General features: G+C 49.4%; 27 protein-coding genes. 24 read left to right on the top strand and 3 right to left on the bottom strand.

All coding sequences use genetic code 11. The features are described 5' to 3' along the window. Nucleotides 1–96 precede the first annotated feature (96 nt). From ACTHSW_RS08380 to ACTHSW_RS08370, 3 genes are all read right to left on the bottom strand, one after another. Nucleotides 97–288, bottom strand: a complete 192-nt coding sequence (locus ACTHSW_RS08380; protein WP_070649557.1) for a hypothetical protein — start codon at nt 286–288, stop codon at nt 97–99. Between the two features lie 46 nt (nt 289–334). Continuing rightward, nucleotides 335–625, bottom strand: a complete 291-nt coding sequence (locus ACTHSW_RS08375) for a hypothetical protein (RefSeq protein ID WP_440373866.1) — start codon at nt 623–625, stop codon at nt 335–337. A gap of 202 nt (nt 626–827) precedes the next feature. Beyond that, nucleotides 828–1,610: a helix-turn-helix domain-containing protein gene (locus tag ACTHSW_RS08370; protein ID WP_440373865.1), complete on the bottom strand. Its 783-nt coding sequence runs from the start codon at nt 1,608–1,610 to the stop codon at nt 828–830. Between the two features lie 150 nt (nt 1,611–1,760). On the opposite strand from ACTHSW_RS08370, the gene ACTHSW_RS08365 reads away from it, so the two are divergent. From ACTHSW_RS08365 to ACTHSW_RS08250, 24 genes are all read left to right on the top strand, one after another. Next, the gene (locus tag ACTHSW_RS08365) at nt 1,761–1,964 is read left to right on the top strand and encodes a helix-turn-helix domain-containing protein (RefSeq protein ID WP_108699989.1); all 204 of its coding nucleotides are present in this window, start codon (nt 1,761–1,763) and stop codon (nt 1,962–1,964) included. An 83-nt stretch (nt 1,965–2,047) separates the two neighbouring features. Continuing rightward, entirely contained in the window at nt 2,048–4,894 is a 2,847-nt protein-coding gene (locus ACTHSW_RS08360; RefSeq protein ID WP_440373864.1) for a DUF5906 domain-containing protein, read from the top strand. A 577-nt stretch (nt 4,895–5,471) separates the two neighbouring features. Further along, nucleotides 5,472–5,852, top strand: coding sequence for a hypothetical protein (locus ACTHSW_RS08355; RefSeq protein ID WP_070649566.1), 381 nt, complete (start codon nt 5,472–5,474; stop codon nt 5,850–5,852). A 144-nt stretch (nt 5,853–5,996) separates the two neighbouring features. Then, complete coding sequence (locus tag ACTHSW_RS08350; RefSeq protein WP_440373863.1) at nt 5,997–6,317, top strand: HNH endonuclease; 321 nt, start codon at nt 5,997–5,999, stop codon at nt 6,315–6,317. A gap of 166 nt (nt 6,318–6,483) precedes the next feature. Next, complete coding sequence (locus tag ACTHSW_RS08345; RefSeq protein WP_440373862.1) at nt 6,484–7,221, top strand: hypothetical protein; 738 nt, start codon at nt 6,484–6,486, stop codon at nt 7,219–7,221. After that, on the top strand, nt 7,212–8,912 hold the full coding sequence (locus ACTHSW_RS08340; RefSeq protein ID WP_440373861.1) for a terminase large subunit: 1,701 nt from the start codon (nt 7,212–7,214) through the stop codon (nt 8,910–8,912). Before ACTHSW_RS08345 ends, ACTHSW_RS08340 begins: the two co-directional genes overlap by 10 nt. A gap of 39 nt (nt 8,913–8,951) precedes the next feature. Beyond that, nucleotides 8,952–10,178 carry a phage portal protein gene (locus ACTHSW_RS08335; protein WP_440373860.1) on the top strand — a complete coding sequence of 409 codons (1,227 nt, stop codon included), beginning with the start codon at nt 8,952–8,954 and terminating at the stop codon, nt 10,176–10,178. After that, complete coding sequence (locus tag ACTHSW_RS08330) at nt 10,168–10,824, top strand: HK97 family phage prohead protease (protein WP_440373859.1); 657 nt, start codon at nt 10,168–10,170, stop codon at nt 10,822–10,824. Before ACTHSW_RS08335 ends, ACTHSW_RS08330 begins: the two co-directional genes overlap by 11 nt. Further along, complete coding sequence (locus tag ACTHSW_RS08325) at nt 10,824–12,008, top strand: phage major capsid protein (protein ID WP_440373858.1); 1,185 nt, start codon at nt 10,824–10,826, stop codon at nt 12,006–12,008. The genes ACTHSW_RS08330 and ACTHSW_RS08325 overlap by 1 nt, the downstream gene beginning before the upstream one ends. A 53-nt stretch (nt 12,009–12,061) precedes the next feature. After that, nucleotides 12,062–12,412: a hypothetical protein gene (locus tag ACTHSW_RS08320; protein ID WP_440373857.1), complete on the top strand. Its 351-nt coding sequence runs from the start codon at nt 12,062–12,064 to the stop codon at nt 12,410–12,412. After that, entirely contained in the window at nt 12,399–12,707 is a 309-nt protein-coding gene (locus ACTHSW_RS08315) for a head-tail connector protein (protein WP_440373856.1), read from the top strand. Before ACTHSW_RS08320 ends, ACTHSW_RS08315 begins: the two co-directional genes overlap by 14 nt. Before the next feature lie 203 nt (nt 12,708–12,910). Then, complete coding sequence (locus ACTHSW_RS08310; RefSeq protein WP_440373855.1) at nt 12,911–13,126, top strand: hypothetical protein; 216 nt, start codon at nt 12,911–12,913, stop codon at nt 13,124–13,126. A 98-nt stretch (nt 13,127–13,224) separates the two neighbouring features. After that, entirely contained in the window at nt 13,225–13,539 is a 315-nt protein-coding gene (locus ACTHSW_RS08305; RefSeq protein WP_250578831.1) for a hypothetical protein, read from the top strand. A 56-nt stretch (nt 13,540–13,595) separates the two neighbouring features. Beyond that, the gene (locus tag ACTHSW_RS08300) at nt 13,596–13,928 is read left to right on the top strand and encodes a phage head closure protein (RefSeq protein ID WP_440373854.1); all 333 of its coding nucleotides are present in this window, start codon (nt 13,596–13,598) and stop codon (nt 13,926–13,928) included. Next, the gene (locus ACTHSW_RS08295; RefSeq protein ID WP_440373853.1) at nt 13,912–14,433 is read left to right on the top strand and encodes a hypothetical protein; all 522 of its coding nucleotides are present in this window, start codon (nt 13,912–13,914) and stop codon (nt 14,431–14,433) included. The genes ACTHSW_RS08300 and ACTHSW_RS08295 overlap by 17 nt, the downstream gene beginning before the upstream one ends. Then, on the top strand, nt 14,414–14,752 hold the full coding sequence (locus tag ACTHSW_RS08290) for a hypothetical protein (protein WP_314459148.1): 339 nt from the start codon (nt 14,414–14,416) through the stop codon (nt 14,750–14,752). The genes ACTHSW_RS08295 and ACTHSW_RS08290 overlap by 20 nt, the downstream gene beginning before the upstream one ends. 67 nt (nt 14,753–14,819) lie before the next feature. After that, nucleotides 14,820–15,464: a phage tail protein gene (locus ACTHSW_RS08285; protein WP_250578880.1), complete on the top strand. Its 645-nt coding sequence runs from the start codon at nt 14,820–14,822 to the stop codon at nt 15,462–15,464. A gap of 75 nt (nt 15,465–15,539) precedes the next feature. Beyond that, nucleotides 15,540–15,857 carry a phage tail assembly chaperone gene (locus ACTHSW_RS08280; protein WP_440373852.1) on the top strand — a complete coding sequence of 106 codons (318 nt, stop codon included), beginning with the start codon at nt 15,540–15,542 and terminating at the stop codon, nt 15,855–15,857. A gap of 17 nt (nt 15,858–15,874) precedes the next feature. Further along, nucleotides 15,875–16,177 carry a DUF1799 domain-containing protein gene (locus ACTHSW_RS08275; protein ID WP_440373851.1) on the top strand — a complete coding sequence of 101 codons (303 nt, stop codon included), beginning with the start codon at nt 15,875–15,877 and terminating at the stop codon, nt 16,175–16,177. Next, nucleotides 16,170–19,373 (top strand): phage tail length tape measure family protein, encoded by a 3,204-nt coding sequence (locus tag ACTHSW_RS08270; RefSeq protein WP_440373850.1) that lies wholly within the window; start codon nt 16,170–16,172, stop codon nt 19,371–19,373. Before ACTHSW_RS08275 ends, ACTHSW_RS08270 begins: the two co-directional genes overlap by 8 nt. Before the next feature lie 18 nt (nt 19,374–19,391). After that, on the top strand, nt 19,392–19,724 hold the full coding sequence (locus ACTHSW_RS08265) for a phage tail protein (protein WP_440373849.1): 333 nt from the start codon (nt 19,392–19,394) through the stop codon (nt 19,722–19,724). After that, complete coding sequence (locus ACTHSW_RS08260; protein WP_440373848.1) at nt 19,721–20,440, top strand: phage minor tail protein L; 720 nt, start codon at nt 19,721–19,723, stop codon at nt 20,438–20,440. The genes ACTHSW_RS08265 and ACTHSW_RS08260 overlap by 4 nt, the downstream gene beginning before the upstream one ends. Next, a complete protein-coding gene (locus ACTHSW_RS08255) occupies nt 20,437–21,192 on the top strand; it encodes a C40 family peptidase (protein ID WP_440373847.1) in 756 nt (251 codons plus the stop codon). The genes ACTHSW_RS08260 and ACTHSW_RS08255 overlap by 4 nt, the downstream gene beginning before the upstream one ends. Further along, on the top strand, nt 21,189–21,980 hold the full coding sequence (locus ACTHSW_RS08250) for a tail assembly protein (RefSeq protein WP_440373846.1): 792 nt from the start codon (nt 21,189–21,191) through the stop codon (nt 21,978–21,980). The genes ACTHSW_RS08255 and ACTHSW_RS08250 overlap by 4 nt, the downstream gene beginning before the upstream one ends. The last annotated feature ends 1 nt before the right edge of the window (nt 21,981 follow it).

Here is a 21,981-nt window from a genome sequence, read left to right as displayed (position 1 = left end):
GTGTGCCGTCTATCCATTTTGGGAATCTGATGCCTGTGATTCGTTCGACGGTAATCTGAATGATTAGTAGGGCTAAGATTATTATTGTCGGCATGGTTATTTCGGGTCTGTTGGTTCGAGAACGAGACCGCCTCCGATTAGTTCGGGATTTTTATCAAAATCGATAAAACCGCAGCCTTCCTGTGGGCATTCGATGTTGACGGTAATTGTTTCTTTGGCTGTCGCTTTGCCTGTCATGTAGCCTGCTGTTGCTATTAATATGGCAATTAAGATATAACGAATTTTCATTGTTTACCCTTTGTGTGGCCGTCTGAATATTCAGGCGGCCTTTTGTTTATAAGTTGTATGAGCTATTCAGGCTGTCAATTCGGAATTGAGCGTGTTCAAGTGCGATTTTCTCTGCCTCTTCTTTTGACATATTGAAGTCTTTAATGAGGTGGGCAACTTGATTGTCGAAAGCGGTTTTGATGTGTTTTTTGATGCGTTCAAGTTCTGTTTTGCACGCTTCCTCGGTTTCTTCGATAAAAAATCCCGTTGCTACCATGACTTGTTTTCTTGGAGTTGCCGGTTTCAGTTTCCGGAGCATTTGAGACAAGTGTTGTCTGATTGATTTTTTGGTTTCCATCTGTTGCCCTTTCGTGGGTTGTTTGTTTTGATGGGTGTATTATGCGCAAATGAATAAATTTATTCAAGCAATATTTGAATAATTTGAGGCATTTTTATTCAAATGTTTGAATATAATGTAAATTTTTTGAATAAAAAATACAAAAAAAAGACCGCATGATGTTGCGGTCTTTAGTTTAACTTTTTTAAATCAATGTGTTGTGCTATTTCTGTGTTGATTCCATTGGGTTGTATTCATTTTTTATTCGTTTTTCCACTTCGCTAAAACTGATGGTTCGGCGTTTAATCTCAATGACAACGCCACAAATAAAAGCTCCTTCCGGCAAGTCTATTAGATTCTCACCGGCAACATTGATGCCGGTTCTGCGCAGTCGGCGTTTGCCGAAAGGGTCGATTTCAAGTTTTGCAACCATCCCGATTTGTTTTTCGGGATTCAAATTGACGACAACAATGTCTTCGTGGCGCGGCGGAATTTTTGGTTCGACAATAAGTATTTCGCCTTTGCTTATTGATTCTTCAGTGTTTTCCTCTGCTTTCATGCTGTTATCAAACATCCGCACGGCAAAGGCGAGGTCTGAATGAGGCATGGTCGTTGCCACTCTTTCGCCGTTTTTTATATCAACTTGACTTCGTTGGCTGATGTATTTAACTGCCTGTTCAATCTCGAGTAGGGGAATAGTTTTCTTGTGGATCTTGCCGGTGCTTGTACTTGTATAAGATGTTTTTGGCTCTTGTATTTTTTGTGTAATTTCTTGAGTTTGCGCGGAATCCATCCAAAGCGGCTTATTCATCAAGTCTTCGATTGGGACTTCAAAAAAATCAGCAATGATTTGGATATTTTCAAGGCGCGGGTTCTTGCCGGGTGTTTTCTCGAGACGGCTCAGCGTTGGTTGGGATGGCTTGCCACCTAGACGATCTGATAATTGACGGGAATTGAGTCCGTGGGTGCGAAGCAGGTATGCGTAGTTGTCAGATAGGTATTTCATAAGACCTCCATTTTTTTATTAGTGCGGATTATCTTTAGAAAATTCATTTTTGCATAAATTATTTACGAAAAAATTTGAATAATTCCTTGACATCTTCAAAATTTGAATTAGAATATTCACAAACGAATAACAAAGCAGGAAATTTGAATTATGAAATTGCAGGAATTGGTGCAAAAGGTTTTGTATAAGCACCGTCTGAATCAGGCTCGCTTGGCAGAGCTGGTTGGGAAATCTCAATCATGGGTGCATCGAGCGTCAACAGGCAAGGTTCAGCGGTGTGATTATGAGGTGTATCAGAGGCTTGAGGCCCTTTTGAATACGGCACCTGAGACGATTACTCCCGTTACCGATTAACACGCGATTGGTAATTTAGCCTGCCCACTAGAGGTGGTGGGCAGGCCTTTTTTACGCCTAAAAAACGTAAAGGATGACTGAAAATGAATAAAAAATATGCAACAAAAGCCGAAATTAATGCCGCCGCTCATGGCCGGTGGCGTGAGGTTTTGGAGGCTTGCGGGATTCCTTCTGAGATTTTGGACAAAAATCATCATCCATGTCCGTCATGTGGCGGTACTGACCGATTCAGGTTTACCGATGGCAGCGGCTCCAGTCGCGGTAGTGGTGTTTGGATTTGTAACCAGTGCAAGCCGGATGGCGGCAGTCCGTTTGATTTGCTGATGGATGTGTGCGGATACAGTTTTAACGAGGCTAGAGATAAAGTTGCCTCCTTGCTTGGTTTGGCGCATGGGGATTTGGTAGATAAGGCTCCGAAACCTTTGCCGCCTCCTGCTCCAGTAAAGGAGGAAGAGCGAGATTTGTGGAGGCCCATCATTCCTGTGCCTGAATATGCTCTGAAATCTATGAGCTTTAGGAATGGATTTAGAAAATCAGACGACCTTATTTTTAAATCTGTTTTCCGCGATAGCTCCGGCGCGGTTTTGGGGGGCGTTGCCCGATTTAAAAAATCAGACGGCGGAAAAATCGATCTGCCTTATACGTTTTGTGAGCATAAGAAAACAGGCGAGAAGATGTGGCGTTGGCGTTGTTGGGATAATCCGCGCCCATTGTACGGCCTTGATTCTTTGGCGGCTGACCCATCATTACCGGTTTTGGTTGTCGAGGGCGAGAAATGCAAGAATGCGGCTGATGCTCAGGGTTATAACTATGCCGTCCTGACATGGCATGGCGGCTGCAATAACTGGGATAAGTCGGATTGGTCGGCGGTCGTTGATCGTGATGTTGTCTTGTGGCCGGATTGCGATTCGCTACGCCAAAAGCTGACAAAAAAAGAGCGTGATGCCGGCGTTGACCCTGAATCTAAACCGTTTCTGCCGCGCAATGAGCAGGGCGGAATGAAGGCGATGTTGGGTATTGCTGAGGTACTGACAAAGCAGAATTGCCGCGTTTGGTTGGTCAATATTCCTGCTCCGGGGAGATGGCCTCATGGTTTCGATATTGCGGATGCCATTGCCGACGGCGGTCGCATCGTCAATCCGTCCGAAGTTTTGAGTAAAATGGGCGCGGCGGATTGGTTGGTTGAGTATGTGCCGGAGGCGGAAAGGCCGTCTGAAAACTTTCCCGCACCCATTCAGGATATGGGGCCTGAATCCGAGACGTTACCTGAATCTCTTGAAGCAACAGGCAGTCAAGGGGGTGCGGGGGGTATGGATGAAGAATTTTTGTCAAAATTGCAAAAACTGAAGTCTGATTTCGGACTGGTTGAGGGCAAAGACCACGGTGTGAACAGAAAAACAGGGGTTACATATACCCGAAAAGCCATGACTGTCCATTTCGGCAAAGATGTTGTCGATGCGTGGTATGAGTGGGGTCGTGCGCCCGTGTTGACTATGTACGAAATCAATCGGCTGAAAAAAGACTATGCGTTGATTCAGGCGGTCAAGGATGAAGAAGCCAAAGAAATGATGGAAAGATACATCTACTTGGATGGTTCGGCCTCAATTTGGGATAACACATTATGGTGTGTCATTCCGGAAAAAGCGGCTCGGTTGGCAATGACTCCGGATGGTTTTAAAACATGGATCAGTAGCCAGAATCGTCTTGTTAAGCGGTTTGATAGGTTGGTTTTCGAGCCTGGAAGAAAGTTGTCTGACGACTATATTAATATTTTTCGAGGAATGCCGCTTGAACCAAAATTCCCGATTCCCAAAGAGGATATGCCTAAAACCAATCAGGAATTGTATCGACTATTTCCGGAAATCAAGCCGATTTTGAATCTTATAAATTATTTATGTAATGGAGATTTGCAACAGGTCGAATACTTGCTGAATTGGCTGGCATATCCTTTGCAGAATTTAGGTTCAAAGCTGACTACTGCTGTTGTTATGCATGGTCATATTCATGGCGCGGGTAAATCGTTTTTCTTCGAGGAAATCGTCAAACCGATGTACGGCGAATACGGCGCGACATACGGCCAAGAGGACTTAGAAAGTAACTATACGGCAAACCGCTCAGGCAAGATGTTTGGTATTTTTGAAGAGGTCTATACTAATCAACAAAAATACAATAAAACAGGCAGCCAAAAGCACATGATCACCGGCAAAACGATGCGGATTGAACGAAAATTCCAAGATGCCTATGAAGAGGCGAACTATATGAATTGCGTATTTTTGAGCAATGAATCTCAGCCATTTAAAATTGAAGAAAACGACCGCCGTTACTTTGTCGTTTGGCCTGAGAATAAGTTGGATGAAAAATTGCGCGATGAAGTTTTAGATTGTGTCGGCAATGATGGCGTTAGAATATTTTATAGCTTCCTTTTGTGTTGGAATTTCTACATGACGTATGGACAACAGGAGGCTGAAAATGAAAAAGGATATGAGATAATAAAATTAGCAGAGCCTGTACGATTTGACCCAAACACGCAACCTCCGATGACATCGGCAAAGCGGAATGTTATTTCGTATGGCCGTTATGCATGGCAAACGTTTTATTATGAGTGGTCGAGTGGTGGTATTAAGGATCTGCCGTTTTGTTGTTGTATTACTGATGATTTGTGGTTGGTGTACAAGGAATGGTGCCGGCAAAACGGTGAGCGAGAAATGGGGAAAACCAAGTTCTTACAACATATTTCCGAGAAGATGCCGCGTGCAAAACGTCGGTGGCGGTCGTCAACAAAAGACGGCGAAACTTCGCACCAAAACTGGATTTTCAAGATACCAAATTGGAAGCCTAAAGACGGATTGTCTGAGTCGGAATCCATCGGAAATGAAGTTATAGAGTTTAGATCGGCAGGTTGGAAGTATCGCGGCGCAGAAGTTGTTTGACTATTTTAGAGGTTGTATGTAATATCAGTATCAAGACGCGGTCGGCAAGTTTGCCGTTCGCGTTTTGTGGTTTTATGGGACAGCGTCTGTGCCATCCTCTGTGCCATTGTGCCATGCACTGTGCCATATTTTAAATCGCTGAAAGCCTTATGGGATATGGCTCTGTGCCATAGTTCCATAAATTTCAGCGATTTTTGCTTTACGCGAGAAAAAAATTTATAGGTTTTCAAAATATGACACGGTATATATACAACGTGTCATATTTTTTTATGGCTGGATAATTTTTTTTTCTTATGCGAGATTTTTTAAAAATTTTATGGAACTATGGCACAGAGCCATATCCCATAAGGCTTTCAGCGATTTAAAATATGGCACAGTGCATGGCACAATGGCACAGGTTTTTAAAATTTATGGCACAAGCCCATATTGTTATTGGCTTGCAGGTTTTCATCGTAAAAAATAATTTCATTTTGAATTTTTCTATTCAAATTTTGATATAATATCCCTTCAAAAATAAAGCCCTGCGGATTCCGACGGCGGCTAGGGATGGTCAGCGTGAAACAAAGACTGACTGAAAATGAAATTTGAACTTGAAACATTGTTGGAATGGTGGGCTGATTGGTCTGCCAAGAGAGAGGATAACGGCTTGGGCTTCGGTTGCAGCCGTTTTAATCGTTTGATGGCGGCGGGCGAGCTTCCGCCGCGTGATGATTTCCGGGCATTGTTGCCTTATGGCGTTGACGGAGATGGAATAGGGAGTTTGGTTGACCAAGCAATCTGCCGTCTTAATCCTAATCGCCGACAGGTAATTATGGTTGAATACCGGCGAATAGGTACTCAAGAAGCAAAAGCGAAGGCATTGGGAATTACGCGAAAGGCTTATGAGCGGCGGCTTTCAAATGCTAGGCTTAACTTGGTGGCGGATTTATCTGTTAAAAAGTTGTTAAAAGCCTATTGACCCTTTGGGGGAAATCTGTTTAAATTATGTCAAGCTGTGTTTTACTGTGTGAGCAGGAAACGCGGCTTTTTTATTTTCAGTCAAAAAAAGCGTGGCAAGGCCGTCTGATTTTTCAGACGGCCTTTTGCGTTTGGAAAGAATTTTATGGGTCGATTAAAACAAGTTGCTTCACGGCTCCGACCTGTTGAGCAAAACAGAATCGCCGTGAAGCAACCGATTAGGACGGCTGAAAAGCGTATGCGCGGTCGTGGCTGGCAGGCTCTGCGTGAGTCCGTGCTACTGCGTGACCAGTATCAGTGCCGGCAGTGTGGTCGGGTGGTGCTGCCAAGTGATGCTGAGTGTGACCATATTGTTCCGCTCGCTGATGGTGGCGCGGATGAAGTGGAAAACTTGCAAACGCTTTGCAAAGACTGCCACTTAGAAAAATCTGTTTCAGAAAATCGCCGGCGAAATCGTCGCTGGTAGGGTAGGGGGTATCAAAAGTTCATAGGGATTAGCAGCGGAAACCCCCCGCCCTCCCATGCGTATATTTTATTGGTTTTTTGGTGTTTTTGTTAAAGGCAAATTGTTTAAGAATTGTTTAATGGCTTGGGTTTCAGGCTGTTTGCGGTGATACTTTTAGGATTTGATTATGGCTAGGTTGAAGGGGCAAAAGCTGAGGTTTGCTGAAGCTATTGTTTCGGCGAAACCTGTCAAAATCAGTAATAGGGATGCGGCTTTGGTTATTGGGTGTAGCGAGGGCAGCGCATCGGCTACTGGGTCGCGTTGTATGGCTGACCCTAGGGTAAAGGATTATATCCGGTCGTTTTGGCCTGATTATTTCGGCGATGATTTCCAGCCGGAGGCAAAGGAAGAAGGGAATCAGGCGGTAGTTCGACAGCAAAACGAACTGCCGCTTTTTTGTTCGCGCGCGGTTGCCGAGTGGCTGGAAAGTGATGCGGACTGTGAGTCTGTATCTGAAATTGCGGCTTCTATTGCGAAGATGGGGCGTGGGAATGCGGCTGTTTTTACTGCTGACGGCGTATCTGCGTGGATTGCTTCTATGGATACGGAAGATTCTGAATTTTGCGCCATTGTTAAGGCTGTTTGCGACAAATTGCGGGTATCGATTGACCCTGTGGAATATTGGGAAGGTGTCATGATGGACCCGTGGGCAACACCAAAGGATAAACACGCGGCGGCGTCGGAAAAGGCAAAATACACGAAAGCCAAGCCTGCGTCGGTTAATAAAAAGGATGCCGCCCGCGAACAGGCGTTATCTTTGAGAGAGCGACGACGTCAAGGGAATGCGGTGGGGGATTTTTTCCCGATGGATGAAATTCAAGGGCATGGTCATGTGCCGGTTGGTGGGGGTAAACGATGGAATTAAGCGTATCCCACCCGAAATGGACGACTGCCCTTCCCGATTGGGAACGTCGCATTATTGCCGGTGAAAGTATTGTTCCGGTCAAGCCGCTTTATCCTGAGATGGCGAATCGCGCCGTTGCGTTTATGGAGCGGTTGCGGCTTCGTGATGTGTTGGGTCAGCCGACCATCGGGGAAGTGACCCGTGATTGGGTGTATGACTTTGCCGGTGCGATGTTTGGCGCGCAAAACCCGACGACGTATCGGCGGGATATCAACGATTTTTTCTTGTTGATTGCGAAAAAGAACACGAAGTCAACAATAGCCGCTGCGATGATGATGACAGCTATCGAACTGGATGAGCGCGAAAGTTCGGAATATTTGATTCTCGCGCCGACTAAGGAGGTGGCAGACAACAGCTTTATTCCGTGTCGGGACATGATTACGCTTGACCCGTATCTGTCGGCAACATACCACGTCCAACAGCACACCCGAACCATTACGAACACGGTAACTGGCGCAACGTTGAAGGTGGTGGCGGCTGACGATAAGACTGTCGGCGGTAAGAAGGCAACCGGCGTCCTGATCGACGAGCTTCACTTGTTCGGTAAGGTTGCTGGCGCGGAATCGATGATTGCCGAGGCGACAGGCGGTCTGTTATCCCGTATCGATGGGTTTGTGATTAAGCTTTCTACGCAGTCAACCGAGCCGCCGGCGGGTGTGTTTAAGGCTGAATTGGATTTGGCGCGTGATGTTCGGGACGGGAAAATCATCAACCCGCAATATATGCCTGTGCTGTATGAGTTCCCGAAGGCGATGTTGGAAAGTAAGGCTTACGAAAACCCCGAGAATTTCTACATTACCAATCCTAATTTGGGCGCTTCCGTCGATACGCAGACATTAACGGGGATGCTTGCCAAAGCTAAAAGCAAGGGCGGCGAAGCGTTGATGGAGTTTTACGCCAAGCATCTGAATGTCGAAGTCGGCATGAATTTGAGAAATGACCGATGGGCGGGTGCAGAATTTTGGGAGGAAAATGGAAATCGTCCCGAAATCGACTTGGATTGGATGCTGGAACACTGTGAAGTCATCGATATTGGTGTGGACGGCGGTGGGTTGGATGACTTGCTGGGGATTTCTGTCGTTGGCCGTCTGAAAGACAATCCGCGAATGTGGGCGGCGTGGTTTCATGCTTGGGCGCATCCGTCGGTATTGGAGCGGCGCAAGGAAATCGCGCCAGTGCTTTTGGATTTTGCCAAGCAGGGGGATTTGACGATTGTTCACCGCATCGGAGATGACAGCGATGAGGTGGCGGGTTTGGTGGCTCGTGTTTATCAGAGCGGTTTGCTGGATAAATGTGGGCTTGACCCACACGGGGTCGGTGCGATTTTGGATGCGATGTTGGAATATGGCGTTCCGGAAGATGCGGTCGTCGGTGTGTCGCAGGGCTGGAAGTTGGGCGCGGCGATTAAGACGGCGGAGCGCAAGCTGGCGGAGGGCTGTTTTATCCATAGCGGCAGTGCGATGATGAATTGGGTGGTTGGTAATGCCCGCGTCGAGCCTCGCGCCAATGGTATTTTGATTACCAAGCAGGCGAGCGGCTCGGCGAAGATTGACCCGTTGATGGCGATGTTTGACGCGGTGTCGCTTTTGTCGCTGAATCCTGTGGCGAAAGGTAGTGTCGATGATTTTTTAAACGATATTATTATTGCTTAGGCCGTCTGATTTTCAGACGGCCTTTTGATTGGAAAGGTTATGGCGGATTTACAGGATGCTGGTTTTTGGGCGCGGATGTTGTCGCGGCTGACTGGTCGTCATCATTTGGATAAGGGCAGCAGCGCGGCTCCGTTCAGGGGCGATTCTACGCCTTCGGGGACAGCGGTTACTGCGGAAAAGGCATTGAAGCTGTCGGCTGTGTGGGCGTGTGTCCGTCTTCGGGCGGAAACTATTTCTACGCTGCCGCTACATCTTCGGGACGGGGACGGCAATATTGCGTCGGATCATCCGTTGTATGCCATTTTGCACGATTTCCCGAATGCTGATATGAGCGCGGTCGAGTTTTGGCAGGCGATGACGGTATCTCAGGATTTGTGGGGCAATGCATATGCGCGGATATTCCGTAATTCGATTGGGAATGTGATTGCGCTAGAACCGATGGATTCGGAAAGTATGACGGTTGCCCGCTTGGGAAATGGGGCATTGCAGTATCGTTATTGCAAAGGCGGTAAGACAACCAAATACGACGAGGCGGAAATCCTGCATTTTAAGGGTTTCTCTTTGGACGGCTTGGTCGGGTTAAGTCCTATACGTTATGCGGCGGATACTTTGGGCGGTCAGATGGATGCCAATTCGTCGGCGGCGCGTGAATTTAAAAACGGGCTGAAGGCGGGCGGATTCTTGAAGACCGGCGAGCGGGTGTTGACTGAAAAGCAACGCGCCGACCTGAAGGCGGGGCTGTTTGAGTTTAGTCAGCCTGAGAATGCCGGGAAGATGATGGTATTGGAGGCGGGAATGGATGTTGCGGGCAGTTCGGTACGCATTAATCCTGCCGATGCGCAGCTGTTGGAATCCCGATATTTTGGTATTGAGGAGATTTGTCGGGCATTCAGTACGCCGCCGCCGCTTATCGGGCATACGAATAAGGCGAGCAGTTGGGCAAGCAGCATGGAATCCATCAATATGGGGTTTCTGACGTATGCGGTCAATCCGATGTTGGTACGGTATGAGCAGACGATTACCCGGAAGCTCTTGAAGCCTGCCGAGCGGTCGCTTTACCGCCCGAAATTCAGTGTTGAGGGTTTGCTTCGTGCGGATAGTGCTGCTCGGGCGGCGTTTTATAACCAAATGCTGCAAAACGGTGTGATGAGCCGGAACGAGGTCAGACGGTTGGAGAATTTGCCGCCGGTTGATGGCGGCGATGTGCTGACGGTACAGGTCAATATGACCACTTTGGATAAGGTAGGAAGTAATAATGAAAATTAAGAATCTGCAAATCCCGCTTGAAATCAAGTCGGTTTCTGAGACGGGGGTGTTCTCGGGATATGGCAGCGTTTTTCACAATGAAGACAGCGTTGGCGATGTCGTCCGTCCAGGCGCGTTTAAAAAGTCGCTGGCGGAATGGGCGAAAAAGGGCCGTCTGCCGCCGTTGTTGTGGCAGCACGACCGCCGTGAACCGATTGGGGTCTTCACTAAGATGGTGGAGGACGAAAAGGGGTTGTTTGTGGAAGGCCGTCTGTTGATTGACGATATTCCGCAGGCGCGCGCGGCTTATGCGCTGCTGAAGGAAAAGGTGTTGGGCGGGATGTCCATCGGTTATCGTGAAATTTTAATTGAGCAAGACCATGTCGAGAAGGTCACTAACCTTCTTGAATTGGATTTGTGGGAGGTTTCGGTCGTCACGTTCCCCGCGAATGAGGAGGCTACGGTCGATAGTGTGAAATCGGCCCTTTCCGGTGGCGGGCTTCCTACGCTTCCTGAATTCGAAAAGTTCCTGCGTGATGCAGGGTTTTCAAAATCGCAATCTGTCGCCATTGCTTCGCACGGTTTGCGTCAACTTCTGCGCGATGCGGATGATACTGAAGCAAAAGAAATTGAATCTGCTTTGAATATTTTGAAAGGTAGCAAGTAATGAGTGAAAATTTGAAAGAATTGGTGGCGGAATTTGCCAAAGCTAAAGACGACGTTCAGGCGTTGGGTGAGGAAATCAAAGGCCGCATGGAAAAAGGCGAAACTCAATTCGCGTCCGTTAAGGAGCAGGCAGACGAAGCGTTGATCAAGATGAACGAGATGTCTGCCCGTCTTTCCGAGCTTGAACAGAAAAACGCCCGTCAGGGTGATGGCGCACCGGATGAGGTCAAGACTCTTGGTTCGGTGCTCTCTTCTGATGAATCTATCAAATCGATGTTGGAAGCTACAAGCTCCAGACATACTGCCCGTGTAGACATAAAGGCAACAATCACCAGCCTGACGACTGATGCGGCAGGTAGCGCGGGTGCGCTGGTTTCGCCTGATCGTCGCGGTGGTATTCGAGCAATGCCTGAGCGTCGTTTGTCGATTCGTGATTTGTTGGCTCCAGGTAAAACTTCCAGTAATGCGGTGTCTTATGTGCGCGAAACAGGTTTCACCAATGCGGCGGCATCGAAAGCCGAAGGCGCGGCATTCGATTATTCCGATTTGAAATTCGATGAAGTCCACACAACTGTCCGAACCATTGGTCATTTGATGAAAGCGAGTAAAAACATTCTCGCCGATGCGCCGCAATTGGAATCTTTCGTCAATAAACGTTTGGTTTACGGCTTGCAAGACGTGGAAGACCGTCAATTGCTCAATGGTGACGGTTCCGGCAATAATCTGCATGGTATTTTACCGCAGGCGTCGGCTTTTGCTGACCCTGCGAGTTTGGCGAAATATACAATTATCGACCAATTGCGACTTGCCATGCTTCAAGCGGCGCTTGCTGAATACCCAGCTACGGGTATCGTGTTGAATCCAATTGATTGGACGAAGATTGAACTGGAAAAAGATACTACCGGCCGTATGTTGATTGGTAATCCGCAGAATGGCGCGACGCCGATGCTGTGGCGTTTGCCGGTTGTGGAAACGACTGCGCTGGCGGCTGGTACTTTCCTCGCCGGTGCGTTTAAGATGGCCGCGCAATTGTTTGACCGCGAGGAAGTTGGCGTCGAGGTGGCATTTGAAAATAAAGATGATTTTGAAAAAAATCTGGTTACATTCCGATGCTACGAGCGTTTGGCTTTGGCTGTTTACCGTCCTGAAGCCTTTATTAAAGGCACCTTGGCGGCTAAGGTGTAATTTTGGGCAAGGTCGTCTGAATTTCAGACGGCCTTTTTTATTTGGAGGTCGATATGAAAAGCTATGTTGTTTTGGAGCAGCATTACGGCGATAAGCAGTATTGGGCCGGCGACAAGCGCGAGATGTTGGAGGCTGACGCGGCGCGTTTGATTGAGCTTGGTCTGATTGCTGAAGCGGAATCTTCGGAAGATGACAATAATCCTGAACCTGAGAAGAAAACCGGTCGTAAGGCTAAGGGCAATGCGCCTAAGAATAAGGCGGATGATGTGAATCCGTCTGAAGCTGTTGTTCAGCCTGAAGAGGTTGTTCAGCCTGAAGAGGTTGTTCAGCCTGAAGAGGTTGTTCAGCCTGAAGAGGTTGTTCAAAACGAATTAGACGGTCAGTCTGAAAATGGTAACGATTGAGCAAATCCGGCTTCAATGCCGCGTTGATGGCGATGAAGAGGACGAGCTACTGGAACAATACCGATTTGCCGCCGCTGAAACTTTGAAGGTGTACACGGGGCGAAATTGGTATGAGGCGGGTGTCGATATTCCTGCCGATGACCCTAGAGGGATGCACTATACGGCTGCTGTCAATCAGGCGATGTTGATTCTGATTGCTTCATGGTATGCCGAGCGTGAGTCTGTTTCTCAGGATTCGGGTGTTCCTGCTGCGTTTAGACATTTGATCCAGCCATATAGGTTGATGGGTGTTTAGATTTCCCCTGACGGTTAAGCGTAAACCGTGCCGCCAAAAAACGCTCTTCTGCTTTTTATTCTGACTAGGGATTAATACGGCGTTTCCCGACTTCTTCGAGTGCAGCTAAGGCTTACGGCTGCCGTGTTTGAGTGTGAGCCAAGATAAAAAACCGTCCGAACGGCAGATTTCGGGCGGTTTTTTGATTTTACACATTACATATTATGGAAACTTCAAATAAGAAAGCGGTTTTGGCCTATATCCGAAACAATCCGGGTTGCACGGCGACGGCTGTTGCCAATGAGGTGTTTGGTAAATGGCGTTGGAGCGGTTGGATTTTTGCGCGAAACGATATTGGTGTGCTTTGCGATGAGGGTTTGGTCAGCGAGCGTTTTTACCGTGGTATTTCGGTGTTTTATCCTGTGGAAGTTAAAGAGTAGGCGTGAAGAGGGCTGGTGAAGGGTGTTTTGTTTTAAGGCTTGTTAAGCGGATGTGGGAAGGGGTAATATCCGATTTATTTTTATGTTGAGATTCGGATATGAAGATTTTGGTATGGTCTGCTTTGTTGGTTGGGTTGTGCGCCTGTTCAGACGACGGCCGCGATTTTGAGCGACAGACAGAGCGTATTGTCAGGGCGCATTTGAAAGACCCTGATTCTGCGGATTTTCGGAAAATCGACGGGCGGTGTGGAATTGTCAATGCGAAAAACAGTTTTGGTGCTTTTACAGGCGCGCATCGGTTTGTTGTGTTGAGTGATTTCGAGGTGTTGTTTGACAGCGAGTTGGCGTCAGAAGCGGAAAATCAGCGGTTTGCTGAAAAATGGGAACTAAATTGTAAAGACAAAGGGTTTTGATTGTGTTTTTTGAAGAGGCCGTCTGAATTTCAGACGGCCTTTTGTTTGAGGTGTGTATGAATGCTGGGCAGTTGCGTCACCGTGTGGAAATTCTCCAACGGGTGAAAGAAAAGGACAAGTCGGGTGCGACGGTGTCTGTTTGGCGGCCTTTTGCTAAATTGTGGGCTGATGTGCGCCATGTGTCAGGTTCGGAGACGATGCGGAATGATGTTTTGACGGCTTCGGTACGCGCTTCTGTGCGGATTCGCTGGCGAACGGGTATTTCTGCGGATATGCGCGTCAAGACTGAGAATGGAATTTATGTGATTCGCGCGGTCATTCCTGATTTGCGCCGGCGTGAATTTTTGGATTTGACGTGTGAGAGCCTGCCTGATGAAAGTGGAAATTGATGCGGATTTTTCCGATGCGATTGCGCGGTTTGACAGTTTGCCGGAAGCAGTAGGCGAGAAACTGCGCTGGGCGGCGTTTAAGGGCGTGGAATTGTTGCGTGATGAGGTCAAGATTCAGGCTCCACGCAGTCACAAACGCCATTATTTTTACAGTAAGGGCAGCCGAAATGCGGATGGAAGCAAAAGGCGTTATGTTTTTGAGCCGGGCGATTTGAGAGGCTCGGTTTTTGCTTTTTACGATAAGTCGGAATCGGTTGACGGCCGTCGTGCTGTGTATCAGGTCGGTTGGCGTGATAGAGAGGGCAGTCGTGGACGGTATGAGGGCGGTTCGCTGAAGGCTGTCCCCTACGGCTATATGGTGCATAACGGCGTTCGCCGGAAAAACGGTAAGTCTATTGCCGGTCGTCCGTTTGTATCGATTGCGTTGCAGATTCAGGAGGCGAAGATGGAGGCGGCGATGCTGAATGCGGTTTTGGAGGTGGTCAATGGACAGCTTGCTGATTAGGGCCATTAATCAGGCTGTGCCTGATGTTGATGTGTACCATGACTTCGCGCCGGAAGAAGCTGAATTTCCGTTGGTGATTGTGCAACGCGTTGGCGGTGCCGGTAATTTGTTTATCGATCCGCTGGAGGAAGACGGCTATCAGGTGCGGTTTTCTGTTTCGGTGTGGGATGTTGACAGGCTGGGTGCGGTTGCGAAGAGTATCGAGATTGAAAAGTCGGTCTTGTCTTCGCTTGAGGCTTATGCTGTGTCGGCGGCTGAGTCGGTTGTTTTGGATGATGACCGGCGCGGTATGGTTCAAGATTTTGTGATTACCGCTTAGGTTGCGGTTTGACGGCGGCCGTCTGTTTCAGACGGCCTTTTTTATTTGGTATTTTTGAGGTTTTATTATGGCTGTTACTTTGGCGAATGGCTCGATTGTGCAGATTGCAACCGGGCTGGCAGCGGAGAAGAAAATCACGGCAATTTCCAATGCGGAAGAGGCTGTGGCTACTTGTGCCGCACATGGTTTGGTGAATGGCGACTATGTCGTCATTATTTCGGGTTGGGGCGGTTTGAATGAGCGCGTGTTCCGTGTGACAAGCGTTGATGCAAACAGTTTCAAGCTCGATGGTATTGATACGCGCGATTTGAATAAATATCCTGCCGGCTCGGGCGCAGGCTCTTGCCAAAAGGTTAGCTCTTGGCAACAAATTACGCAGATTATGGAGCTGTCGTCTGAGGGCGGTGAGCAGCAATTTTACGAGTACGGCTTCTTGGAAGAAGACTTCGACCGTAAGATTCCGACAACTCAGTCTGCCAGTTCGATGACTTTCAAAATTGCCGACGACCCGAACTTGCCCGGCTATAAGGCTGCGAAAGCGGCGAGCGACAGCGGCAAGCTGACTCCGATGCGCATTGTGCTGAAGAATAAATCCGTGGTCGTTTACAACGGCTATGTGAGCATGAACGCTATGCCGACCGTGGTGCGTAACGAAATCATGACGGCGAATATGACGTATTCGTTGGCAGGTTTGTTCAACCGCTACTCTTGATTTTATGGTTTCTTTCTCTTTGGGTTGAGTGTTTGCCGTCCGTTTTCGGACGGCTTTTTTTATAGGAAAAAAGTAATGTCTAAATTGAAATTGGCTCATGCCGCTACGTTTAAAACTGAAGTGAAAATCCCTGTTCCTGCCGGCGAGCCTTTGGCTGTCGAATTTGAGTTTGTGTGGAAAAACCGCCCTGCGTTGGCGGAATTGGGCGACAAACTCAATGACGGTTCTGTCAGCGATTCTGAAATTGTTTTGGACATCGTCAAGTCTTGGGGCTTCGATGATGAGCTGAATGCTGAGAATGTTGCCTACCTCTTGGATGAATATCCTCGCTCGGGTGGTGCGATTATCGATGCCTATTATTTGTCTTATGACGGCGCACGCGAAAAAAACTAATTGCCGCCGTCCGTGCGATGTTTTCGGACGATGAGAAGACGGTGTCTGCGTTAAGCCTTTTCGGGTTCGACGATTCCGATGTCTTGTCTGATGAGGTGGAAGTGTGGCCGAACAATTGGGATGCGGTGCAGTTGTTTTTGGCGGTATCAGGTCAGTGGCGAGTCAGCATGGCGGGAGCCTACGCGTTGGATTACAACGCCGTTGATGTTGCTATGGATATGATGGGTGTCAAAAAACGCCGCCGCAAAAAATTGTTTGGTTTTCTGCGCGTGATGGAACGCGAGGCTTTGTCGATAATGGGTGAAAAGAAAGATGGCTGAAAATACGATTAAGGCCGGGTTGGATGTCACCGAAATTGAGTATGGTGCGAAGAAGGCAGGGGTCGCGCTGCGCAATATCGGCAAGGCGGCAAAGGAAGCCGGTAAGGAATCGGCGGCAGGCGCGGCGGCGGTAGCGGCAGGGTATGATAAGGCTGGCAAAGAGGCCGAGCGGCTGACCAAGAAGCAGGAGCGTGCGACTCAGTCGATTATTAATTCTGTGCAACGCGAAATCGCGGTACGAGAGGCCGGTGGGCGTGGTACGGCGGCTTATTATGAGACTTTGGCGCGGCAACGCGGCGCGGATGTGGCAAAAATCCGTGAAGTAACGAAATCTCTGAAGCAACAGGAGAATCAGCTTAAGCTGAACAATATTACTGTTGGGCAATACAACAGCGCAATGCGTATGGTTCCGGCGCAGTTCACGGATATTATTACGCAGTTGGCCGGCGGTCAGAATCCGTTTATGGTTGCCTTGCAGCAAGGCGGTCAGCTTCGTGATTCGTTCGGCGGCTTCGGTAATATGTTTAAGGGATTGGCGTCGAGTATCAATCCTGCAACGGTGGCTCTTGGCGGCTTGGTTGCCGGATTGGGAGCGGTCGGTAAGGCGTATTACGACGGCTCGGAGGAATCCCAACGGTTTTCTGCGGCTGTTATTCTTGCCGGTGGTAGCGCAGGCGCGGCGGCCGGTAAGCTGTTGTCGGTTGCCGATTCTGTCGGTCGGGCAACGGGTAGCTGGTCAGATGCGCGTGAGGCGATCTTGCTGTTTGTGCAGTCGGGCGCGGTAGCCTCCGAAAATTATGGCCGATTTGCTGAATCTGTCGTTTTGCAGTCAAAAGCGACTGGCAAGAGCGTGGAGGATTTGGCGCGTGTTTATGAGGAAATCGCAGACGATCCGTTGAAGGCCGTCGTCAAGTTTTCGCGTGTTTACCAAACGCTGAATGCGGATGTGTATGAGCAGGCGCGTGCGTTGATTGAGCAGGGCAGACAGCAGGAAGCTGTTGCGCTTGTTCAGGGTAAATACTCTGACGAATCGCAACAAATGACCGAGCGTGTGCTTGAGAATTTGGGAGCGATTGAGCGCGGCTGGAAGGCAATTAAAGATACTGCTGCTGAAGCGTGGGAGGGGCTGAAAGAGATTGGCCGTGATGCCACGTTGGAAAGCCGGTTGGCTGAAAAGCGAAAATTCTTGCTTCAAATTCCTGAAAGTCCGTATACGCAGCCACAGATTGATGTGGCGAAGCGTGAAATTGATTTGCTGGAAAAGCAAATCAAGATGCGCGATGAGGCTCAGAAGCAAGCGGCGAATATCCGGAAAGGGCAAGCTGATTCGGTTCGGTTTGCGGCTGATTTTGACCGTCTGAGAGATCAGACCCAAAGTAAGGCCGAGAAATTTGCGCGTGAAGAGCGACAATGGCAGGAAAAGCTTAATGCACTTAAAAAGCATGGCAGTAATCAACAGATTGCTGATGCTGAAAAGGCGCTTGCTCGGTTGCGTCAGCAGCACAAAGAGGAATTGGCGGCTGAGGCGGCTCGCGGCGCGAAGCGGTCGCAGCGAGCATCCAAGCAAAACAAGGAAAAATATACCGTAAACCGTACTGTCTTGGAGCAGGCTGCGAAATATGATTATGCCGGACTTGAAAAACGCTACGGATTGCCTAAAAACCTGCTGGCTGCATTGTCGATGCAGGAGTCGCGCGGCAATGTGAATGCAATTTCGTCAGTCGGCGCGCGCGGTACGATGCAGTTTATGCCTGGTACGGCGAAGCAGTACGGTGTTGATGTTCGTAGTGTTGCGTCTTCTGCTGATGGCGCGGCTCGTTATTTGCGGGATTTGCTGAAACGGTATGACAACAATATTGTCAAAGCGTTGACTGCTTATCATAGCGGCGAAGGTAATGTAAATAAGGGGCGTATCGGTCCTATTGGCAGGAAGTATGCGCCGGAGGTGTTGGCGCGGCAAAACTGGTTGAACGGCGGGCGTGGCGAAATTGTTGATGATCCGCGTCGTGAGTTTTACCGCCCTTCCGCTTCTAAAAGTAAGCCTGAACTTACCGACTATCAGAAATGGCAGGAGGATTTCAATAAACGGCAGCTTGCGGTAAACGCGGAGCTTTCTTTGTCCGCCGCCAATGTCAATAAGATTTATGCGGAGCAGCTTCGGTTGCTGTCTGACCCGACCTTTGAGAAATGGTCGGCGTCGGAGCGTCAGGCGGCTATGGATTTGGCGGTTAAAGCCGACAATCAGGCAGATTTGACGAAAGAGGCGAAGAAATACGCGGATGCGCTGCGTGAGCTTGAGTCGGCAGGGCAGCGTGATTTTGACGATCAGCTGTTTGAGCTGTCGTTGCTTGGCAAAACGCGCAAGGAAGTCGAGCGACTGACTGCTGCGCGGAAGTACGACAAGCTGATTGCTGAGGCTAGTGCTTCGGGTGCTAGTGCTGATGTCATTAAGAGCTTGCAGACTGCGAAGCTTGACAACGATGGCCGTCTGCAAGAGCAATTACGCTTGGCTAAGGAAACCAAAGAGGCTTTCGGTAACGATTGGCTGGCCGGTATTTCAGACGGCATGAGGAATTATGCTGATTCCTTCCAGTCGATGCGTGAGGGTATGGCGGATGTCGTGTCGGGGTCGCTCGGTAAGATGTCCGATGCGTTGGCTGATTTCGTGGCAACCGGCAAGGCTGATTTTCGCAGTTTGGCTGTTTCTATTCTGCAAGATTTGTCTAAGATGCTGATTAAGATGGCGTTGTTTAACGCAATGAAGGCGGCGATGAGTGCTTGGGGTGGCGGCGGCTTCAAAGATGGCGGCATGGTGCAGCAATTTTCCAACGGCGGTGCTGTTTGGGGGGCTGGTACGGCGACGAGCGACAGTATCCCTGCTATGTTGTCTAATGGCGAGTTTGTCATCAATGCGGCGTCAACGCGCCGGCATCGTGCTTTGTTGGAGGCTATCAACAAAAACCGCTACGCTTCGGGCGGGGTGGTCGGCGTTGCGCCGCAGGTCGCTGCTTTGGGCGGCGGTACTGGGGGCATGACGGTCAATATTACGATTAACCGCGACGGGTCGTCTGATTCGTCGGTTGACGGCGATGTTGAGATGGGGAAACAACTGGGCGCGGCATTGCCTGCGATGATTGAAAATTGGTTTGTCAATAATGTGGTTCGGGTCGGCGGTCGTTATCACGGCAGCCGTTGATTCGGTCTAAGAGGTTTTATGGCTAAGGTTTTTAAGTGGCAGGTCACGTCGGAAAGTACGGCGAAACACTCGTTTAATGTTCGAACGGTCAAGTTCGGCAATGGGTATGAGCAGCGGCAGAAATTGACGCTGAAACCGAAAATGCAGACTTGGCAAATCCGTATTGTGGGAATGAAGCCTTTGATTGAGGAAATCAAGGGCTTTTTTGATTCCTGCGGCGGTGTGGAGCCGTTTTACTGGACTCCGCCGGGTCGTGAGCGTTTGTTGGTCAAGGTTGTCGAGTACACGGAAACTCCGAAGGGCGGTAAGGTGTATGAGATTTCCGCTGAGTTTGAAGAGGTAATGGCATGAATGCGCGAATAAAGGCGATGTCTGGAACGATGCTCAAAGCGTTGTCGGCTACGCAGCAGGATGTGTTGGTTGAGATGTGGGAAGTTGATTTCCGCGCTTTGGGCGGGGAGGTCTTCCGTTTCTGCAATCAGTTTAACGAATTGAATCAGGCAGTCGTTTGGAAGGGGCAGGAATATACGCCTTGTCCTATTTCGGCTGAGGGGTTTGAGATGACTTCGCAGGGTGCTGGCAACCGTCCGACGTTGACGGTTTCAAACCTGCTCGGGTTTGTGACCGGGGCGGCTGACCAATATAACCAATTTGTCGGGGTGGATGTCGTCCGTCGTTTGACGTATGCGAAGTTTTTGGATGCGGCAAACTTTAAAGACGGCAATCCGACCGCCGACCCGAATCAGGAAATTATTGGGAAGTACGTCATTGAGCAGATGACGAGCCTGACGGCGGAACGGGCGGTCTTTGAACTTGCTGCGCCGTCTGAATCGGACGGCTCGGTCATTCCGTCGCGGATTATGATGGCGAATACCTGTATCTGGCAGTATCGCGGCGAGGGCTGCGGTTATGCGGGGCGGGCGGTTGCCGACCGTTTGGATATGCCGACGGATGATATTAAAAAGGATGCTTGCAGCGGGACGTTGACGGGCTGTCGGGCGCGGTTTGGTGCGACGGCGGTTTTGCCGTTCGGTGGCTTCCCAAGTGCAGATAAGGTGATGTCGTGATTGAGATTCCGGAAAGGATTACGGAGGCTGTTTTAAGTTGGGTAAACGAGAATGCTCCATTTGAAATCTGCGGTGTGATTATTGATATGCCTGATTTTGGTCGGCGTTTTTTGAGGTTGTCGAATATCTCCCGCATGAGAGGGTGTGAAGAAACGTTTGAGATTGGACTGGAAGATTGGGTGCGTGCTGAGGAGTATGGAAATATCGTTTCCGTCGTCCATTCTCATCCGAACGGCGAACCGTTTTTGTCTGGTGCTGACCGTCAGATGCAGATTCAGACGGGCTTGCCGTGGATTTTGGCGGTTGGAGGCCGTCTGAAACAGTTCCGCTGTTGCCCTCATTTGCGCGGCCGTGTGTTTGAGTACGGAAAGGCTGATTGCGGGGCATTGATTCGTGATGCGTTTATGTTGATGGGTGTTGATTTGCCCGATCACAAGCGCGGCGATATTGATGATGACGCTGAGTATGAGTATTTGCGTAAGCATTTCGAGCGTGTTGGGTTTGTCCGTGTTTCAGACGGCCTGCGCGGTGGGGATGTGATTTTGACCAGTTATGGCGGTCACGCGAACCACGCGGCTTTGTATTTGGGCGATGGGCAAATCCTGCATCATGCTTATAATCAGTTGAGCCGGCGAGAGCCGTTCAATCAGTGGTGGTCTGAGCGGATTGATAGCGTTTGGCGGCTCCCTGAATTTGAGCCTGAAATGTTGCAGGCGGTTGAAAACGATTTGCTTCATGCGGTGGATTTATGATTACGGTGTGTTTGTACGGCGGTTTGCGCGAATGCGGCCGCCGTTTTGATTTGCAGGTTGCCAGCCCTGCTGAAGCGGTTCATGCACTGACTGTTCAGATTCCTGCTTTGCGGCAAAAGCTGCGGCAGGGATTTTATCAGGTGCGTTTCGGTCGGCGCGATTGGTCTGAGGGCGAATTGAAAAGCGGATTCGGTCAGCCTGCCGAGGGTGTGCTGCATATTGTGCCGCGCGTTCAAGGCGCGGGCAAAAACGGCGGAATCATTCAGACGGTTTTAGGCGCGGCGCTGATTGTTGTCGGCGCGCTGACGAGTTGGTCGGGTGGTGCGAGCCTTGTTGTTGCGGGTGTCGGTATGGTTGCGGGCGGTGTGGCGCAAATGCTGACGAAACCGCCGAAATTTGAACAGGGAAAAGGCGTTGAAAGCAGCCGGAACAGTTCGTTTTCCAATCTGAGCAATACGGCGGCTCAAGGGCAGTCGATGCCGCTTGCGTATGGTCGTATTTATTGCGGCAGCCGCGTGGTGTCGCAGGGTATCGAATCTCGGCGGATTGAGGGCAACAATACGGCGGCAAACGGCAACAGTGTCGTCCGTATGGTTTTTGATGCGGCGAAAATTAAGAATCCTAATGGTAATTCCGACCCGATGGCGGTTGATTTGACTTTGGGCATGAAGAAAACTTTTGTTACTGGCGTTGCGGCAACGGCGCCGAACGGTCAGAAATATAACACTGATTTTGAAAACGACTCCGTCCGCGCGATGAATTACGAGGCGGTTTATACGGTAGATTGAG

Origin of the sequence: Neisseria sp. P0008.S004, assembly GCF_051962755.1 — a bacterium.
Lineage (GTDB): Bacteria > Pseudomonadota > Gammaproteobacteria > Burkholderiales > Neisseriaceae > Neisseria > Neisseria subflava_A.
This window is presented reverse-complemented; position numbering and strand designations above follow the sequence as displayed.

Excerpts from the sequence above, each read along its gene's own strand:
- ACTHSW_RS08380 (WP_070649557.1), bottom strand. The coding sequence starts at position 288 with ATGAAAATTCGTTATATCTTAATTGCCATATTAATAGCAACAGCAGGC.
- ACTHSW_RS08375 (WP_440373866.1), bottom strand. The coding sequence starts at position 625 with ATGGAAACCAAAAAATCAATCAGACAACACTTGTCTCAAATGCTCCGG.
- ACTHSW_RS08370 (WP_440373865.1), bottom strand. The coding sequence starts at position 1,610 with ATGAAATACCTATCTGACAACTACGCATACCTGCTTCGCACCCACGGA.
- ACTHSW_RS08365 (WP_108699989.1), top strand. The coding sequence starts at position 1,761 with ATGAAATTGCAGGAATTGGTGCAAAAGGTTTTGTATAAGCACCGTCTG.
- ACTHSW_RS08360 (WP_440373864.1), top strand. The coding sequence starts at position 2,048 with ATGAATAAAAAATATGCAACAAAAGCCGAAATTAATGCCGCCGCTCAT.
- ACTHSW_RS08355 (WP_070649566.1), top strand. The coding sequence starts at position 5,472 with ATGAAATTTGAACTTGAAACATTGTTGGAATGGTGGGCTGATTGGTCT.
- ACTHSW_RS08350 (WP_440373863.1), top strand. The coding sequence starts at position 5,997 with ATGGGTCGATTAAAACAAGTTGCTTCACGGCTCCGACCTGTTGAGCAA.
- ACTHSW_RS08345 (WP_440373862.1), top strand. The coding sequence starts at position 6,484 with ATGGCTAGGTTGAAGGGGCAAAAGCTGAGGTTTGCTGAAGCTATTGTT.
- ACTHSW_RS08340 (WP_440373861.1), top strand. The coding sequence starts at position 7,212 with ATGGAATTAAGCGTATCCCACCCGAAATGGACGACTGCCCTTCCCGAT.
- ACTHSW_RS08335 (WP_440373860.1), top strand. The coding sequence starts at position 8,952 with ATGGCGGATTTACAGGATGCTGGTTTTTGGGCGCGGATGTTGTCGCGG.
- ACTHSW_RS08330 (WP_440373859.1), top strand. The coding sequence starts at position 10,168 with ATGAAAATTAAGAATCTGCAAATCCCGCTTGAAATCAAGTCGGTTTCT.
- ACTHSW_RS08325 (WP_440373858.1), top strand. The coding sequence starts at position 10,824 with ATGAGTGAAAATTTGAAAGAATTGGTGGCGGAATTTGCCAAAGCTAAA.
- ACTHSW_RS08320 (WP_440373857.1), top strand. The coding sequence starts at position 12,062 with ATGAAAAGCTATGTTGTTTTGGAGCAGCATTACGGCGATAAGCAGTAT.
- ACTHSW_RS08315 (WP_440373856.1), top strand. The coding sequence starts at position 12,399 with ATGGTAACGATTGAGCAAATCCGGCTTCAATGCCGCGTTGATGGCGAT.
- ACTHSW_RS08310 (WP_440373855.1), top strand. The coding sequence starts at position 12,911 with ATGGAAACTTCAAATAAGAAAGCGGTTTTGGCCTATATCCGAAACAAT.
- ACTHSW_RS08305 (WP_250578831.1), top strand. The coding sequence starts at position 13,225 with ATGAAGATTTTGGTATGGTCTGCTTTGTTGGTTGGGTTGTGCGCCTGT.
- ACTHSW_RS08300 (WP_440373854.1), top strand. The coding sequence starts at position 13,596 with ATGAATGCTGGGCAGTTGCGTCACCGTGTGGAAATTCTCCAACGGGTG.
- ACTHSW_RS08295 (WP_440373853.1), top strand. The coding sequence starts at position 13,912 with ATGAAAGTGGAAATTGATGCGGATTTTTCCGATGCGATTGCGCGGTTT.
- ACTHSW_RS08290 (WP_314459148.1), top strand. The coding sequence starts at position 14,414 with ATGGACAGCTTGCTGATTAGGGCCATTAATCAGGCTGTGCCTGATGTT.
- ACTHSW_RS08285 (WP_250578880.1), top strand. The coding sequence starts at position 14,820 with ATGGCTGTTACTTTGGCGAATGGCTCGATTGTGCAGATTGCAACCGGG.
- ACTHSW_RS08280 (WP_440373852.1), top strand. The coding sequence starts at position 15,540 with ATGTCTAAATTGAAATTGGCTCATGCCGCTACGTTTAAAACTGAAGTG.
- ACTHSW_RS08275 (WP_440373851.1), top strand. The coding sequence starts at position 15,875 with ATGTTTTCGGACGATGAGAAGACGGTGTCTGCGTTAAGCCTTTTCGGG.
- ACTHSW_RS08270 (WP_440373850.1), top strand. The coding sequence starts at position 16,170 with ATGGCTGAAAATACGATTAAGGCCGGGTTGGATGTCACCGAAATTGAG.
- ACTHSW_RS08265 (WP_440373849.1), top strand. The coding sequence starts at position 19,392 with ATGGCTAAGGTTTTTAAGTGGCAGGTCACGTCGGAAAGTACGGCGAAA.
- ACTHSW_RS08260 (WP_440373848.1), top strand. The coding sequence starts at position 19,721 with ATGAATGCGCGAATAAAGGCGATGTCTGGAACGATGCTCAAAGCGTTG.
- ACTHSW_RS08250 (WP_440373846.1), top strand. The coding sequence starts at position 21,189 with ATGATTACGGTGTGTTTGTACGGCGGTTTGCGCGAATGCGGCCGCCGT.